This is a genomic window from Enterococcus malodoratus ATCC 43197 (assembly GCF_000407185.1).
Lineage (GTDB): Bacteria > Bacillota > Bacilli > Lactobacillales > Enterococcaceae > Enterococcus_A > Enterococcus_A malodoratus.
Genome location: NZ_KE136483.1, coordinates 382,697 through 399,284, shown reverse-complemented (window position 1 = coordinate 399,284; position 16,588 = coordinate 382,697). Strand labels below are relative to the sequence as shown.

17 protein-coding genes and 1 pseudogene are annotated in these 16,588 nt (G+C 42.3%); 2 read left to right on the top strand and 16 right to left on the bottom strand.

Annotated elements, in window-relative coordinates; genetic code table 11:
• Window positions 1-34: 34 nt before the first annotated feature.
• Genes I585_RS17335 through I585_RS17325 form a run of 3 tightly spaced genes read right to left on the bottom strand, consistent with a single transcriptional unit; the run spans window position 35 to window position 3,520 of the window.
• Window positions 35-1,030 carry a sugar kinase gene (locus I585_RS17335; protein WP_010740732.1) on the bottom strand — a complete coding sequence of 332 codons (996 nt, stop codon included), beginning with the start codon at window positions 1,028-1,030 and terminating at the stop codon, window positions 35-37.
• Window positions 1,023-1,676 carry a bifunctional 2-keto-4-hydroxyglutarate aldolase/2-keto-3-deoxy-6-phosphogluconate aldolase gene (locus I585_RS17330; protein ID WP_010740733.1) on the bottom strand — a complete coding sequence of 218 codons (654 nt, stop codon included), beginning with the start codon at window positions 1,674-1,676 and terminating at the stop codon, window positions 1,023-1,025. The genes I585_RS17335 and I585_RS17330 overlap by 8 nt, the downstream gene beginning before the upstream one ends.
• Before the next feature lie 14 nt (window positions 1,677-1,690).
• A complete protein-coding gene (locus I585_RS17325) occupies window positions 1,691-3,520 on the bottom strand; it encodes a glucose PTS transporter subunit IIA (protein ID WP_010740734.1) in 1,830 nt (609 codons plus the stop codon).
• Between the two features lie 274 nt (window positions 3,521-3,794).
• On the opposite strand from I585_RS17325, the gene I585_RS17320 reads away from it, so the two are divergent.
• Window positions 3,795-4,994: an enolase C-terminal domain-like protein gene (locus I585_RS17320; protein WP_010740735.1), complete on the top strand. Its 1,200-nt coding sequence runs from the start codon at window positions 3,795-3,797 to the stop codon at window positions 4,992-4,994.
• Between the two features lie 67 nt (window positions 4,995-5,061).
• On the opposite strand, the gene I585_RS17315 is transcribed toward I585_RS17320, so the two are convergent.
• From I585_RS17315 to I585_RS17290, 7 genes are all read right to left on the bottom strand, one after another.
• Window positions 5,062-5,595 carry a helix-turn-helix domain-containing protein gene (locus I585_RS17315; protein ID WP_010740736.1) on the bottom strand — a complete coding sequence of 178 codons (534 nt, stop codon included), beginning with the start codon at window positions 5,593-5,595 and terminating at the stop codon, window positions 5,062-5,064.
• A gap of 107 nt (window positions 5,596-5,702) precedes the next feature.
• Window positions 5,703-6,410, bottom strand: a complete 708-nt coding sequence (locus I585_RS17310) for a GntR family transcriptional regulator (protein ID WP_010740737.1) — start codon at window positions 6,408-6,410, stop codon at window positions 5,703-5,705.
• Window positions 6,411-6,584: 174 nt separating this feature from the next.
• Complete coding sequence (lplA, locus tag I585_RS17305) at window positions 6,585-7,592, bottom strand: lipoate--protein ligase (RefSeq protein ID WP_010740738.1); 1,008 nt, start codon at window positions 7,590-7,592, stop codon at window positions 6,585-6,587.
• A gap of 107 nt (window positions 7,593-7,699) precedes the next feature.
• The gene (locus I585_RS17300) at window positions 7,700-8,437 is read right to left on the bottom strand and encodes an MBL fold metallo-hydrolase (protein ID WP_010740739.1); all 738 of its coding nucleotides are present in this window, start codon (window positions 8,435-8,437) and stop codon (window positions 7,700-7,702) included.
• Window positions 8,434-9,210 (bottom strand): DUF975 family protein, encoded by a 777-nt coding sequence (locus I585_RS17295; RefSeq protein WP_010740740.1) that lies wholly within the window; start codon window positions 9,208-9,210, stop codon window positions 8,434-8,436. Before I585_RS17295 ends, I585_RS17300 begins: the two co-directional genes overlap by 4 nt.
• 94 nt (window positions 9,211-9,304) lie before the next feature.
• Window positions 9,305-9,469, bottom strand: coding sequence for a hypothetical protein (locus tag I585_RS23460; protein WP_010740741.1), 165 nt, complete (start codon window positions 9,467-9,469; stop codon window positions 9,305-9,307).
• Between the two features lie 75 nt (window positions 9,470-9,544).
• Window positions 9,545-10,624 (bottom strand): M42 family metallopeptidase, encoded by a 1,080-nt coding sequence (locus I585_RS17290; RefSeq protein WP_010740742.1) that lies wholly within the window; start codon window positions 10,622-10,624, stop codon window positions 9,545-9,547.
• 179 nt (window positions 10,625-10,803) lie between these two features.
• Between I585_RS17290 and I585_RS17285 the strand changes: the two are divergent.
• Window positions 10,804-11,210 (top strand): annotated as a pseudogene (locus I585_RS17285) (NUDIX domain-containing protein).
• Between the two features lie 48 nt (window positions 11,211-11,258).
• On the opposite strand, the gene I585_RS17280 reads toward I585_RS17285, so the two are convergent.
• The 6 genes from I585_RS17280 to I585_RS22990 form a co-directional block, all read right to left on the bottom strand.
• Entirely contained in the window at window positions 11,259-12,431 is a 1,173-nt protein-coding gene (locus I585_RS17280) for an ABC transporter permease (protein WP_010740745.1), read from the bottom strand.
• Complete coding sequence (locus I585_RS17275) at window positions 12,418-13,554, bottom strand: ABC transporter permease (protein ID WP_010740746.1); 1,137 nt, start codon at window positions 13,552-13,554, stop codon at window positions 12,418-12,420. The genes I585_RS17280 and I585_RS17275 overlap by 14 nt, the downstream gene beginning before the upstream one ends.
• 15 nt (window positions 13,555-13,569) lie before the next feature.
• Window positions 13,570-14,499 (bottom strand): ABC transporter ATP-binding protein, encoded by a 930-nt coding sequence (locus tag I585_RS17270; RefSeq protein ID WP_010740747.1) that lies wholly within the window; start codon window positions 14,497-14,499, stop codon window positions 13,570-13,572.
• 316 nt (window positions 14,500-14,815) lie between these two features.
• Window positions 14,816-15,508 carry a winged helix-turn-helix domain-containing protein gene (locus I585_RS17265; protein ID WP_010740748.1) on the bottom strand — a complete coding sequence of 231 codons (693 nt, stop codon included), beginning with the start codon at window positions 15,506-15,508 and terminating at the stop codon, window positions 14,816-14,818.
• Between the two features lie 18 nt (window positions 15,509-15,526).
• Window positions 15,527-16,372, bottom strand: a complete 846-nt coding sequence (locus tag I585_RS17260) for a class C sortase (protein ID WP_010740749.1) — start codon at window positions 16,370-16,372, stop codon at window positions 15,527-15,529.
• 87 nt (window positions 16,373-16,459) lie between these two features.
• Window positions 16,460-16,588, bottom strand: a complete 129-nt coding sequence (locus I585_RS22990; RefSeq protein ID WP_081631762.1) for an LPXTG cell wall anchor domain-containing protein — start codon at window positions 16,586-16,588, stop codon at window positions 16,460-16,462.

The window sequence follows — 16,588 nt, the reverse complement described above, 5'->3', positions numbered from 1 at the left end:
GGGAACAATCCTTTGTAGGACTGTTCCCGGTTTTTTAGCGTTCGATTTTCGCGTTGTCGCTTTTGATGAACTTCAAGACTTCCTTTTCACTGAACTGATTGCAGTCGCCTTTTACGGAATGCTTTAAAACAGCTGCAGCCGTCGCAAATTCAATGATCTCATTAGGAGTCTTTTCTTTGAGCAAGCCATGTAATATCCCGCCGGTAAACGCATCCCCGCCGCCGATTCGATCAATGATCGGATCAATCACATGATTTTTCGATGTATAACACTTTCCATTGATCCAGAGCGTCCCTTGCAATTCGTTGATACAGGTCGAATGGACGATTCGGTTCGTTGAATAAAAGGCTTGGATCGTTGGGAACAACTCCTGCAATTTTTGGTAATAATAGGTGGCATCCGCCTCGACTTCTGGAACTCCCAATAAGTAGATCGCATCCATTTTCCCAGCTGAACAATAATCCACCAAAGGCAGAATCTTGTTTAAAAAAGCTCCGGCGGCTTTTTGACTCCAGAGGTTTTGCCGATAGTTGCAGTCGAAGCTAACTTTACAGCCGGCCTTTTTTGCCGCTTTAATCAGTTCCAATGTCAAGTTTTGCCACTGTTCTGAGAGTGCGGGAGTGATGCCGGAAATATGGAAAATATCTGCCCCGGCAAATAATTCCGCAAGCGGCCATTCCAACTCATCCATCAAAGCAAATACTGAAGCTTGTCGATCATAAATGACGGACGTCGCCCGTTGACCAGTTCCTTGCTCCACATAATAAGCTCCTAGTCTGCCGACTGCTTTTAGTAAATGGTCAGTTGCTACCCCGTAGCTTCTTAAATGACGCTCTGCCGCTTGACCAAAACCATTGTCTGAAACCTTGCTGACAAACTGGACGGCATGACCATAATTAGCTAAAGAGACAGCGACATTCGCTTCGCCGCCTCCATAGAAAACTTCCAGCTGTTGCGTTTGATTCAGGCGGGTGCCCGCTTCGGCAGACAGCCGCAGCATGATTTCTCCCAAGCAAACTACCTTAGCCATTGACTGCTCCTCGAATCTCAGTCAGTTTAGCCGCATATTGCTGCGCGATTTCTGTTACTTTCGCGAAATTCCCCTCTGCTGCTGGGGCTAATAGATTACCTCCGACACCAACTGCAACGACACCTGCCTTAAACCACGTTTCCATATTCTCAAGGTTCACTCCGCCAGTCGGCATCAGGTTGATATGAGGCATTGGTGCTTTAACAGCTGAGACCATGCTTGGTCCGCTGACACTTCCCGGAAACAGCTTGATGATATCTACCCCATTTTTCAGAGCCTGCTGCATTTCAGTAATGGTCATACAGCCCGGCAGGTATGGAATTTGATATAAATTACATAACTCAGCCGTTTCCTGATCAAAACTTGGGCTGACTACAAATTCTGCTCCAGCCATGATCGCCAAACGAGCGGTTACCGCATCTAATACTGTACCTGCCCCAATAACTACGTCTTGACCTTGATAGCTTTCCACTAATTCTTGGATCGCGGATTGTGCGTTAGGAACCGTGAAAGTGACTTCGATCCCTTTTACTCCGCCTGCAATGATCGCTTGGCTGGCTTTGACTGCCTCTGCTTGGTTCTTTCCGCGAACTACCGCGATCACGCCCGCCTTTTCTAGTCGTGATAAGATTTCCATTCGTTTCATTTAATCACTATCCCCTATCCATTCAACAAAGCGCGTTCTAATAGAGCACCTGCTTGATGTTGTCCTTCTAGATTTCTTTCACCTGAGAACTTCAATACTCGATCCATGTTGGTGATGACTACGATGATCATCGTTTCCTTGCCTTGACTATGGATATAATCTAAATCCATTTGTGCGATTTTTGTATCGGCTGTCACTTTATCGCCAACCTTAATCGGAACATCGAAGCCTTTGCCATCCAATGTGACCGTATCGATCCCCATGTGAACGAGAACTTCAACACCATTGCCGGTTCTGATGCCAATCGCATGTTTTGAAGGAAAGACAGTGGTTACTGTACCGCTAACTGGAGCGAACACCGCGCCGTCGACTGAGTTGATAGCATAGCCGTCACCCATCATTTTTGTTGAAAAAACTTCATCAGGAACATCTTCCAGCGGTACATAACTGCCTTCAGCAACTGAATGTAAATCTACTTCATTGGTAAACTCGTCATCTTCCGCCTGTTCTGTCGGAACCAGCATATACGTGATCACAAATGAAGAGATCAAAGCGATCAGAATGCCTAGCACAGCGAAGATAAAGTATTGACCGATATATGCTGGCAAGCTGAAAATACTTGATAAGATATAGCCGTAAATCCGAACACCGAAGAAACTAATAAATGCTGAGGCTACCGAACTGCCGACTGTTGCCGCAATAAAAGCCTTCTTGTATTTTGATAGAATCCCGAATAATGCAGGTTCCGTAATGCCTAACAGACCAGAAACAGCAGAAGACAAAACAAGTGATTTTTCTTCTTTTGATTTTACTTTCGTATAAATCGCTGCTGTGGCACCTGTAATTGCCATGTTTGCCATAAACATCATCGGCATTAACATGTCATAACCTTGGTTGGCAAAGTTCTGTAACGCAATCGGTGTCATCGCATGGTGCAATCCGGTGAAAATCGCAATCGGACGAATCGCTCCTACCACGATTCCAGCCAATACTGGTGAAATCGAGAACAACCAGGCCACACCGGCCGCTAATAAGTTGCCTAAATGAATACTGATCGGTCCAATGATCGTCAACGTAACTAAGCCTGCGACAAACAATGAAATAGTTGGTGTGAATACGGTTCGTAAAACCTGCGGCAGAACTTTGTCGACCCAACGGTAAATGTAACTCAGAGCCAATACCGCAAAGATGATTGGGATGACCGTACCGGCATAGTTAAAGACAGGTACAGGAATCACACCGAACAGTTTGAATGCTGAGAGTGACCCTTCAGCGACTGCATTCGTCATGGTAGGGAACTGTAATGTCGCGGCGATAGCAACTGCCAAGTATTGATTTGTCTTAAAGATCCTAGCAGCCGAAGCAGCAACAAAGAATGGCAAGAAAGTAAATACGCCGCTAGCGATCATATCAATAATCAAATAAGTGTCCGTCTGGTTGGAGATTACGTTTAGCGCGACCAATCCCGCCATCAATCCTTTGATCATTCCGGCACCGGCAATCGCTGGCACGATTGGACCGAACACCCCGGAAACGGTATCCATAAATAGGGATACTGCTCCTTTTTTCTCTCCATCGTCTTGCTGACTGTTCTCATCAAGACCTAGCTCCTTAGCAATTGGCGCGAAGTAATCCGCTACATCTGTTCCGATGACCACTTGCAGCTGATCACTTTGATACTTCGTTCCAACCACTTTCGCTATTTTTTCCAGCGCGGCATAATCGACCTGTTTTTCATCTTTTAGATTGAAACGCAACCTGGTCATACAGTGCCAAGCATTATTGATATTATCCGCACCGCCAACATTTTTTATGATTTGTTTCGCTACATCCTCGTGCTTCACTTTTTTTCCTCCTTATTCTTCGAAACCCGACGAATCGTGTTTCCGTTTTCACCAACATAGTAGCACGGTCGACAACTCTTGTAAAACCAGTCCTTTTTATCTTAAAATCAAAAAAATACGCTTTATATCAATGTTTATTAAAATATTTTTATAAAATTGGACTGTTTTTACGTGGTTTAACTCCTTTTTTTCAGACCAAATTGACAGCCCTATCATCTACATGTTTCAATGAGTTTGCAAATGATTCATATTTACGTATATTGGAGTGAAAAAAATGACACCAACAATCATTACGGATATTAAAAGCTATGCAATCAAACCCGACCGCCACAATTTATTAGTAGTAAAGGTCGAAACAGATAAAGGAGTCTCCGGCGTCGGCTGCGGCACCTTCCAATTTCGTCCATTGGCAGTTCAAACGGTCGTGGATGAATACTTGAAACCATTATTGATCGGCAGAGACGCCAATCAGATCGAAGATATTTGGCAAGTGATGACGGTCAATTCTTATTGGCGCAATGGTCCGATCACCAATAATGCCATCTCTGGTGTCGATATGGCATTATGGGATATCAAAGGGAAGCTGGCGGATATGCCGCTCTATCAATTACTAGGCGGAAAAGCCCGTACAGCGATTCCCGCTTATACTCATGCCGTAGCGGATAACTTAGACGATCTATATGGCGAAATCGATAAATTTTTAGTTGAAGGCTACCGCTATATTCGCTGCCAGCTTGGTTTTTATGGCGGAAATCCGAGCAATTTAACCACACCCGAAAATCCAATTGATGGTTCTTACTTCGATCAAGAGGAATACATGCAAACTACCTTGAAAATGTTCGCAAGCGTCCAAGATAAATATGGCAGCCAATTCCAAATGCTCCATGATGTCCATGAGCGTCTGCATCCTAATCAAGCGATCAACTTTGCGAAAGCGGCGGAAAAATACAATCTTTTCTTCTTAGAGGATATCCTGCCGCCGAACCAAAATGAATGGCTGGCTCAACTACGCAGCCAATCTACAACACCGATCGCTACTGGCGAGTTGTTCAACAATCCGATGGAATGGAAAGAATTGGTCCGTAATCGCCAAATCGATTATATGCGGGCACATGTCTCACAAATCGGCGGAATCACACCGGCTTTGAAACTGGCCCATTTCTGCGAAGCGATGGGGATTCGGATTGCTTGGCATACGCCATCCGATATTACACCCGTTGGTTTAGCGGTCAATACGCATTTGAATATCCACCTGCACAATGCCGCCATCCAAGAAAATATCGATGTACCAGAAAATACTCAGAAGCTCTTTGGCAATATTCCCACACCAGAAAAAGGCTTCTTTTATCCAATTGAACAAAGCGGAATCGGAGTAACCTTCAACGAAGAGTTAACCGCTGAATATCCGGTCGTCTATCGTCCACATGAATGGACGCAAAGTCGGACTCCCGATGGAACGATCGTGACACCATAAAACAATAAAAAAGGTAAAGTCTGTTGCTAGGACTTTACCTTTTTTCGAATCAATCGATATTTGCTTGTTAACGATCCATCTCATAATCAAATATCCCACGCTTTTTCACGGGAACATCATACTTCAATTTGTAACTAGTCTCCCCTTTGGCAATTGCCGAATAAATAGCTTCAATTTCTTTTTGCGCATCTTCGTTCGTGGCATACCAGCCTAAAGAATTTAGATTATCGCCCCAAAAAGAATGCGAATCAACACCCAATAATTGAGTCGCCGGATGATAATCCTTTTTTCCAAAGACCTTGGCCAGCTGAAATTTATAATAAGAAGACATCTTTCCATCAATCGTGCTGATGATAGAAATCCGATTGCCTTTTTCCTTTAAAACAATCTTATCGGCCGCCGCATTTTGGTCCTCTCCTAATAAATAATCAAAAGACACATCAAAAAAATTGGCGATGATCGCCAGCTTATTGAAGTCTGGCTGAGCCATTCCATTTTCATATTTCGAAATTGATTGTCTGGATACATCTAATACTTCAGATAATTCTTCTTGAGAAACACCTTTGGCTTTTCTCAATTCTTTTAGTCTTTCACTAAACATATTGCCTCTCCCCCTTATTTCCATCCTCTTTCAAGAGGTCTTTTTTTACAAGAAAGCAATGGTAGAATATTGGCAACTTTAGGTTGCATCGCTGTTAAATCAAGCTTTTAGTCAATCCTTGACCGATGAATCTCGCGATCAAAAGGACGGATGTAGGTTACTGAATAATCAATCGCCACGATACTGCTGTATTCAAAAACCTGCCCATCTTCTAAGATGGCACGGTTGGTAATCTGCATCGCGGGGGTGCCTCGTTTACACAAAAGCAGTTTTGACTGTTCTTTTGAAGTCGTGATTGGATCGTAGCTGGTGATGTAATGGGAGATACGAAATCCTTTTTGCTCCACATAATTCTGGATCGAATGCTCCACCACTTCTTGTGACAGGTCCGGGAACATCGCTACTGGCATTTTTGAGATTTCCAGCTGTTCGATCTTGTAATTGACGATCCGAATCCGCTCAAAAGTCCATACTTCATCTCCCTCATTAATTTGAAAGATCTTTTGCTCATCTAAGGTCGCAGGGGATTTTTTTAATTCAACCATTTTCGAATCAATACGATCATAGGGTGTGCGGGTCAAAGAATTGAAAATCAACGGATTCTTCACCCATTTTTCGTGGACAAAAATTCCTGATCCTTGAACGACCCGAACGATCCCAATCTCTTCCAAATTTTTTACCGCCTGCTGGATCGTAAAACGTGAGACACCATAGATTTGTGCCAACTTTCGCTGATTCGGCAATTTCCCGTCTTTGAATTCTTCCTGATAAATTTTGCTTAATAAGTCTTGAACGATGAATTCACGCTTTTTCATGTGTGGCTCCTTTGCCGGATTATTTCTTAATCCCTATCTTAACAAAAGAAGCGGAAATTTTCAGTCGGCTGTCTGATATTCATATACTCACTTTTTAAACTTACGATTGAATTAGACCGCTGCAAGATTTAACTATAAAAAAAGACCCCTCGAAAATCGAAAGGTCATTGACTATTAATAAATTAGTGACAAGAAATCTTCTTTGGTGATGTTTCCGAAGTAATGGGTCAGATCGATTTGATCGACACTTTCTTCTAAGGCTTTCTTCTCGTAACGAGTACCGATCAATTGATTTTCAACATCCTTGATCTCACCTAGTCCAAAGAAGTCGCCGAAGACTTTGGCTTTTTCGATCTCACCATTAGCAACATCTAAGCGAACTTCGATCGAACCGATTGGGAAACGTTTTTGGCGTTCCAAGTTGAATTCTGGTGAACGGCCATAGTTCCAATCCCAATTTTTATAGTATTCTTCAGAGATTTGATTGATTACTTTCCAATCTTGCTCATTCAATTCATGAGTCTTGATTTGATCCACGCTGTCGACACCAAAAATCTGCAAGAGAATCGCTTGACGGAATTCTTCGGTAGTCATATTTTGCTTGTCAGCTGGCAAGTAGTCTTTAATATTGGTCACACGAGAACGGATCGATTTGATTCCTTTCGATTCGATCTTGTCTTTTTTAACCTTCAAAGCGTTAACGACTTCATCAATATCGCTGTCGAACATCAAAGTACCATGAGCAAACATCCGGCCATTCGTTGAATACATCGCATTGCCGGAGAATTTTTTATCATCAATTACTAGATCATTTCGGCCTTTTAATTGCGCACCTTCAATCCCTAGTTTATGAAGTGCTTCAACGATTGGTTCCGTCAATTTTTTAAAATCTCTAAAGGAGTTGCCATCATCCGGCATGATAAAGCTAAAGTTCAAATTGCCAAAGTCGTGATAAACAGCGCCTCCGCCACTTAGACGGCGAACAACGTGAATCCCCTTTTCGTCTACGTACTCTTTATTGATTTCTTCGATCGTATTTTGGTTGCGACCGATAATGATTGATGGTTCGTTAATGTAAAAAAGTAAGATCGGCTCATCTAAAGGCATGTTCTGCAATAAATAAGTCTCAATGGCTAAATTTACTCGTGGGTCACGTTCTTTGTCATTTGGTACGTATAGCATGGTTCCAACTCCTATTCGGTTCGAATTTTTCTAACACAAAAATTTCAGTAGATCGTCTTTCACATACGACTCTGCTAACCTGCTGATACAGGAAGGAGAACTCGCATTTAAATAGTGAACACTTTGTGGGGCTGTGCCAATTCGACAGGAATACCTGCGCTGGTGGCAGCGGCCTGCTGACGTAATTCTTCTAGGTCGCCGTGTTGCGGCAAATGGGTCAAGACTAATTTTTTTACTGCCGCATTTTTAGCAAATGTACCGGCTTCGCCAGCTGTGAAATGGGCTTTGTGATGTTCGTTGCCGTCAAACAAATAGGTGTCGGCTAAGAACAGGTCGGCCTCTTTGGCAAACTGATTGAAGGATTCCAAATAGCCAGAATCCCCAGTAAAGACAAAGACTGCTCCAGTCTTTTCTTCCACAAAACGCATGGCATAGCAAGGTACCGGATGAATCGTCTTCATAAACGTAACAAGAAACGGTCCAATTTTCAATTCTTCTGCTTCAAAGTAAGCATGGCCTTCGGTAACCCCTTCCATGGTCAAATCATCAAAGTGGAAGGTATCTTCCGTGTGACCATAAATCGGCAGAATCGGTTTTGGTGTTTGCGTTGGATACAGCTGCCAATAATATTGCAGCACACCTAGATCCGCAATATGATCGTGATGATAATGAGTTAGGATTACGGCATCCAAATCCAATGGATCAAGCTCTTTTTCTAATTCCACCAAGGTCGAGCTGCCGGCATCCAACAATAAATTAAAGCCGTCAGACTGAAGTAAATAACTGGTGGTTCCTTGCCCTTCATAAGGATAGGCGCCTAAACAACCGAGAACGGTCAATTTCATGCCAATTCCCCCTGCTCGATTTTTTCTTTCAAGGCTTGGTCATAAAAGGCCGCACTTGCGGTATTCACGTAAACCGCTACGAAAAGCAATCCCACGAAGAGAGCAATGAAACCAAGGATATACCAGCCAATGAAAGATAGTTGCAATAAGATATATTTGCCCCAACGATCTTTAATTAACAACCACGCACGCTTGATACAGTCCCCCACGCTTAGATCAGGATAATCAAATTTCACCCAAACAGCGAATTTGAAGAGAATGCTGACGATCGTTACTACTAGTAAATAGATCAGCATTAAAATAAAGTACATAGTAAATAATCCAACATTGAACAGCATGCCCATATCGTCCACATTACTGACTACCCCGCCGGATGTGATAAGGGATAAATAGAGGCCACTGCCTGCTTGAAGCAATAGCGGGATGAAGAAAATCGCTGCTAAGATATACTGTACGATTGTTGCGACGATATTGATCACCATCAACGGTACATAATAGCCTTGTTGAAAGACCACAAAGATTTGTCCTAATTCAGCTCTGCCGCCTCGTACCACATATAAGCTGACGTAATACAGTGCATAACTAAAGGCAAATAAGACTAAGATGCCCAATAAAAATGAAATTCCTATCTGAAGACTGCTGTTATCAGTCATGGTTGAGACATTGCCGATCGCCGCTGTCAGGATTCCGACAATCACGACCAGCCCGATATTGATTCCCCATTGACCGCTTAAACGATCCTTGGCTGTTTGACGATATTCGCTAAGACGCATAACACTCACTTCCCTATTCTGTTAGCTGAACTTTCTGGACTTATTCGATTGAAATGGAAAATGACCGATTCATTCAGCTTTATTGTGTATTTTTTTATTGCAATGCTTCGATTTCTTTCGTTAACTTCTGAATTCTTTGTTCAACTCGTTTTGCTTCGAGCGCAATCGGAACATTGGCATAGTTGAGCCGCTCAAATGTTTTCAATTCTTTTTTTAACAGACTCAGTTCTGTACGTTTCGTATCTATTCTCGTACTCATTCATTCACTGCTCCTTATTTCAAAGGCATGAACAACAGACATAAAATCAATAGCGACTAACGCTGGCTAAACGGTCTAATAGTTCTTGATCTCGCCGACCGTCTCGTAATCTAGACGAGCAACAACTTCAGTGACTAATTTCACTGTATTGAAATAATCCTCTTCATGAATGATCGAGGTATGAGAATGCAGATAACGAACCGGCACTGTGATCGCCAATGATGGTACACCATCGCGGGTCAAGTGCATTTGTCCGGCATCCGTTCCACCACCGGCAATTACAGTGTATTGGAATGGAATCTCCAGTTCTTCCGCTACATCAATCACAAAATCCAATAATTTTTTATGGGGCACCATTGAAGCATCGTAGATCAGGATCTGCGGTCCTTTACCAAGGACCGAATCTGCTTCCTTCGGTGTCATTCCCGGTGTATCGCCAGCCGTTCCTGTATCTAGCGCAAAGGCGATATCTGGATTGACGATATGTGAGCTTGTCCGCGCGCCACGCAAGCCGACCTCTTCTTGAACATCGCTGCCGGCAAACAACACGTTGTGATGTTCTCGTTTAGATAGATTTTCTAACACGCGTAAAGCCACGGCCGTACCGATCCGGTTATCCCACGCTTTCGCCAGTAAAAATTTTGAATCGTTCATCCGTTGATATTGGATATACGGCGTCACCATATCGCCAGGACGAATGCCCCATTCTTTGGCTTCATCCGCACTTGTTGCACCGATATCAATAAACATATCTTTGATTTCAAAAGGGCGTTTACGTGCTTCTGGTGTTAATACATGCGGTGGTTTTGACCCGATCACCCCATGAATAATCTTGCCTTTGCGGGTTTTGATCTCCACTTGCTGCGCCAGCATGACCTGATTCCACCAGCCGCCGATCGTTTGAAATTCAAGGAAGCCCTTTTCGGTGATCTTCGTAACCATGAAGCCGACTTCATCTAAATGACCAGAGATAAATACTTTTGGTCCGCCGCCTCCACCGTGCTTGGCAATGACACTGCCTAAGCCGTCAAAGAAAATATCGTCCGCAAAATCATGTGCGTAACTTTTGAAAACCTCTCTGACCTCTTCTTCATTGCCTGCGATTCCTCGCGCTGAAGTTAGGCCAATCAATAATTGCTCTTCCTTTTTATCCACTCTTACTCCTCCTGCTTCGCCTAAAAATAAAAATCCCTTTTAGTTCGAATACCCATCCATAAAAATAATGACTACAATAAATAAAAAAATAGAAAGGGTATCCTTTTTTCTCTAAATTCAGTATACCATTGTCAAAAAATTCTGCGTAGTATGTTGTATAATCACTACGAGGTGATTAAATGGCGCGGGTATTAGCAATTGAATTGACTATGCTGGTAATGATCGAAAATGAATTTGGCGAAATCTTGGTTCAAGATCGCCAGAAAAAAGACTGGCCCGGCTGGACCTTCCCCGGCGGACATGTCGAAAGCAATGAAGGCAGTTAGCTGCGGTGCGGGAAATTGAAGAAGAGACAGGATTGACGGTGCAGCCAATCTTGCAAGGGACCGCTGAATGGAACAACCTGACTAAAGAAACGCGTGAGTTGGCTTTTCTCTACACGGCCAAAGTGAACAAGCAAGCCGTTTCCAAAGACCTCTTTTGGGTCAAAAAATCAGAGCTTGAAGCACAAAAACTGGCAGGCACCTTGAATGAGCTGCTGCCGATCTTTTTCGGTGAGGAGCAGCAGATTTATTTTGAAGTATAACTAAAAAAATCGTTCTAGAGGATCAATTCTAGAACGATTTTTTATTGGTTAAGCTCGTGCTTTTTTAAATGAAAAGCTGCCTTTCTCCCGCATAGTGATTAAATGAATCACCCAGAAGACTGCCGCGAAAACCAGCAGCATTCCTGATTGGAAAAGGAATTTGTCCATAAATTTCTGATTAAAATCGACGGTCTTGCCGATCAGCTCATTGTTTTGCGCAAACCAATAGGTTGGTGTAAACGCCGCGATCTTGTTGACGATATCTGGTAAAAACTCCCCTGGTACAAAGATCCCGCCGACGAAACAACTTCCCATGATGAAAATATTATTGATACCTGCAATGGCGTCTTCGTTTTGCAAAACACTGGTGATCATGATTGAGAAACTGATTATCGGTATAAAAAAGGCGACTGTATTCAAAATGAAATAGCCCATCACTTGATCGAAACTGCCCTTCGTGATCACCACCACGAACGCGACAAAGAGTACCCAGCAGAAAACTGCATAAGCCAAATTACCAGTTGAGATTCTGCGAGCTAATTTACGGCGCGAAACAGGTGAACAACTATTCCGTTGTCGTATTTCCTCTCGATTAAACGCTAAATTGACTGCGGCATATCCGCTAAAGATCGATAAGAACATCCCGTATGCTAGTAAGTTGTAAATCTGTCCGCTAACACTTTGCTTTTGCTTTTTATGGTAAGTAGAATCAAAATGAACCTTGCCATCTTTGCTTAACGTCTTCTTGGTCATTTGCAACAATTCTTGTTGATTTTGAGCAGGCATTTGTTTTTGATAGGTCAAATAGGTGTTCAGATAATTATTTACCGTCGTATCCACTAACGATTGAGAAAAAGTCGCAGGCCGTGTTTTGCTTGCCAGCTTCACTCGCTCGCCATTGGCTAATTTTTCAGAGAAGTCTTTTGGTATTTCTAAAATATATTCCACTTCGTCAAAATACAACGCGTCATCTAGACTCTTTTGCGAGGTATCTTTCAGTTTTACGATCGTGTGCTGTTTCCCTAAATAATCCACAAACCCCTTTTCAATCGCGGAGTCGTCTTCTGACAGGATGGCAATCTTTGCACCCGTCAGCTCTTCCGCATCTTTTGTCATCTGCCCGGCATAGAACATGGTAATGATCGCCATGATGATCACGCCAAGTAAAAGACTGCCCTTATTCTTTTTCAGAATTTGCAAAATCGCTCTATAAGTGGTCATATTGCACCTTCCTTTCAAAAGAATAATTTAACAGAATGAACAAGGCCGCAAAGCCTGCCAACCAAGCGAGGTTGTAATAAAACGGTCGCAAGGATTGATAATAAAACAATTGATACAGGCTTTCACTGATCAAATTAACAATATTGATTCGTCCCAGCAAAGGCAGATGGACATCGATCCAATATTTAATCGATTGCGAACCCATCATTCCAGCTAAGAAACTCATGATCATCGAAATCGAGATACCGATCGATATCTTCTGTTGGAAATCTAATTTTGAGAATAGATTGCCGATCAACGTGCCAAATGATATAGCGGTAAAAGCCCCAAAGGCACAGACCAGCAGAATGTAATTCCAGTGATCGCCAAACTCGACTTGATACACAAAACGATAAAATAGTAAGATCAAAACAATTTGAACAAAGAATAAAACAAAACTGGCCAGCATATTGGCAAATGATACAAACAGTTTGTTGCGCGGTATCAAACATAAACGCATACCTTCCGGCGATTGATTTGCCTGTTGGTCATTGGCATTGCGTAATCCCCACATGAAACCATACATCACAGTCATTCCCACTAAGGTAAAGAAGTAGAATGATTTCAAGTTAAAATTCCCTGTCCCGTTCCCATCTTTGACGAAGTTCTGCTGCTCCAGTGCTTGGCTGATCGCCTGCGGCTGAACCGTTCCAGAAGCCAACAGGGTTTCAACTTTATCAGTATTTTGTAAATATTGATTCAACAGTTCCTTTAAAACGGTCTGTTGCGTACCGCTTTTACTGACAAACAATTCGATTTTTTTGGCGTTTATCTCAAAATAGCCAGAAATCTTATCATCCGCCAACTGCGCTTTCGCTTCTTGCTCAGTCATTTTTTTACTTTTAAAAATGACTTTCCCATCATCTTTGATTTCTTTTAATACCGTTTCAAATTGATCGGATTTAGTTTGGTCGGTGGAAACAATCCCTACTTTAGATGTCTCCAACCCCATGATCTCATCCAAATTTCCAAAGGCCAAATTGAACAGCAATCCTAAAACGATTGGGAAAGCGAATGTCCAAAAAAGCAGACTCCGATTTCTCAGCAAGACACGAAGCCGGTAAATAAATAAACGAATAAACATGTCGCGTCCTCCCTCCTAGTCTCTCAACTCTTTCCCGGTGATCTCCAAGAAGACATCGTTCAGCGTGGCTTCAAGGGTATGGATATTGGTGTAAGAAATCTTTTCTATTTCAAAATAATTTAGGATCGGCAGCAGCGTTTCCTTCATCGCTTTGGTCGTTACCGTCAGATAAGTCTCGTCATAAACGGCTTCGATCACATTAGACATCTTGCCGATCAGCTGAATCTGTTCTTCACGTAGTCCTGGTGCTTCGATCACCAGCTTCTCATTCTCACGAACCCGATTCTTCAGCTGTTCCTTGGTTCCTTCGGCAATGACCTTGCCCTGATCAATAATCACGATATTGTTGCAAAGGATCTCTACTTCTTCCATATAATGCGTTGTATAAACGATCGTCGCACCTTGGCGATTCAATTCTTTGATACTATCCAAAATCTTATTCCGACTTTGCGGGTCAACGGCAACTGTCGGTTCGTCTAAGAAAATCAATTCCGGTTTATGCACGATCCCGCAGGCAATATTTAGACGCCGTTTTAATCCCCCACTCAACTGTTTAGGATAAAATTTGCGAAACTCTTCTAAACCAACTAATTGAATCACTTCTTCCACATATTGCTCCCGCTTGGCCTTTTCTTGAATGTAGAGTCCACAAAAATACTGAATATTATCCGTCACATTCAATTCTTCGAAAAGGGCGATCTCCTGTGGAACGACGCCGATTTTTTGTTTGATATTGTACTTTTCTGGGCCCATCTCTTCCCCAAAAATCTTGATACTGCCGCTATCATAGGACAGCAGCGAAAGAACACAGTTGATCGTGGTGGATTTCCCACTCCCGTTGGGTCCTAACAATCCTAAGATGTCTCCTTTTTCTACTTGCAAATCCAAATGATCTAGTGCCTTAAATTTCCCGTAATGCTTTACCAAATTTTCGATTTTAATCATTTTCTACACTCCTCCTGCTATCAACCTCACACTTTTTAATAAAACTCTTTTGTTTTTTTAGATTCTTTCTTATACCTGCGTTTATGCTGATTTCCCAGCTTAAACACGGTCTCATCTTAAAGATATAGTATAGCCTAATTACTACGACAGATAAAGTAAAATTAAAACAAATTGTCACTATCCTTCAAAAAAAATACATTTTATAAATACAAAACAAATAAAAAAGGAAATAAAAAGAATATCCAGTCATCAGACAACGCCCATCGATCAAATATGTAGTTGAGAGATTCCTAGATATTCTTATGACTAGCTGCCGTTAATTGGCTTTTTCGAAAAAATGTCTTTCCGCTAAAAACGAAGAAAACTGACGATCAATAGTGTAGCCTTGACCCCAAATCGTTTTGATAGCATTCTCGCTAATGTCTGCCCGTTTGCATTTTTCTTTGATTTTATTAATCAATACAGACATTTGAGACAAATTGGAGTTGGTCGCTCCTGCTCGCCATAAATATTCGCACAGCGTATTGCGAGCGACACATTTGCCGGGAGATTCGTAAAGCGCTTCGATTACTTTTCGTTCATTTTTTGAGAAATTCAGGCGTTCAAACTCGACATTGCTGAAAAATAATTTTTCCGCCTGTTCAAAGTCTTGGCCGACTCGCTGCCGCTCTTGAAATTTTTCTCTCAATTCCTCAATCGTCGCTTCCGTGTGCAGGCACTCAACCTCCTCAGCTTCTAACTCTTCATGAAGCTGCTCGACTTTTCTTAAAATCGTAATATCATATTTTTTTTGATTGAAAAAGCGGATGGTCTCGACACTTTCCCGCTGCGAAATTGTTTCGCTGATGACCACCGATTCAAAAATATTAAACAGCACCTTTGTATAGAGCGGATTAGTAAAATCGGCGACACTCTGCTGGGTACAAAAAACCTCGTGTCCTAAATACTGCAGCCGTTCCTGCAACTTTTGCTCCGCCGTGATATTCTTTGTTAAAATCAACACTTTCATACAGTCATTCACCTCTTTCTAGCTAGCCTGCTTCTTTCTTTTTCTGCGATACAAAAGAAAGAGCAGTAATACGATTAAAACAGCAGCCCCCACAATCAAATACATCTTTTGGTTTTGTTTTTGCTTGTTTTGTGCTTTCTTCGCTTTACTTTCAACGTATGGCACACGATGTCCGCGGACCAATAAACGATGCGAGTTCACCATATAGGGTGTGCAAGTAATCAACGTCGCGTAATCTTTCGTTGGATCAATACTGAGTGCATCTAGGTCTTCCGGTTCGACTGTCTTTATCTGATCCACCTCATAGGCGAGTTTCTCATCCAAGAAATCAATCACGAATTGATCCTTCAATTTTAATTTCGGCAGATCAGTAAAGAGCTTCGCTTGCGGCAGACCACGATGCCCAGTTAGAACCGTATGTGTCCCTGTTCCGCCAGTAGGTAATGAACCGGATTCTAAAATTCCGATTCCCCGCTGCAAGACCTCTTCGCTGGTTCCTTGATAGATCGGTACTTCTAAGGATAGCTTGTCAATCTCAAGCGTCGCGACGACCGGGCCGATCATCTCCGCGATATAGTCGTAAAAACCATCGCTCTCCGCTTCAGTTTCCTTCTTATCATCAAAAGCATCAACTACCAGCTTCGTGCTGTTCTTTTTCTTTTCGTTATGCTGCTTGGCCTTTTTCTTAATCTCTTCTCTCTCAGTTTCCTTTAAGCTGGTTACCTTAGCATCGTGTTTGATAATTTCTAATTTTTGCGAACGGACTTGTAAATAATTCGAGACCGTCGGATAAAACAAAATAGCCAGTCCAACAAAAATAATCAGAAAGAAGCAGACTTTATAGAATAACTTTTTGTCTTTCATTGCTTCCGCTTCCTTCCCATTTGATAAAGTTTTGGGAACAAGCCGGTACGACCCAACTTGCTCCCATCACGAATTACTGTTTACGCATTAAGCAATTTTTTTACGGTAGAAGATTACTCCGCCTGAAAGAATCGCTAATCCGGCTACAGCAAAGGCAATTGTTCCCATACCACCGGTAACTGGTAATTTAGATTTCTTTTTGTTTTTGATAGACAT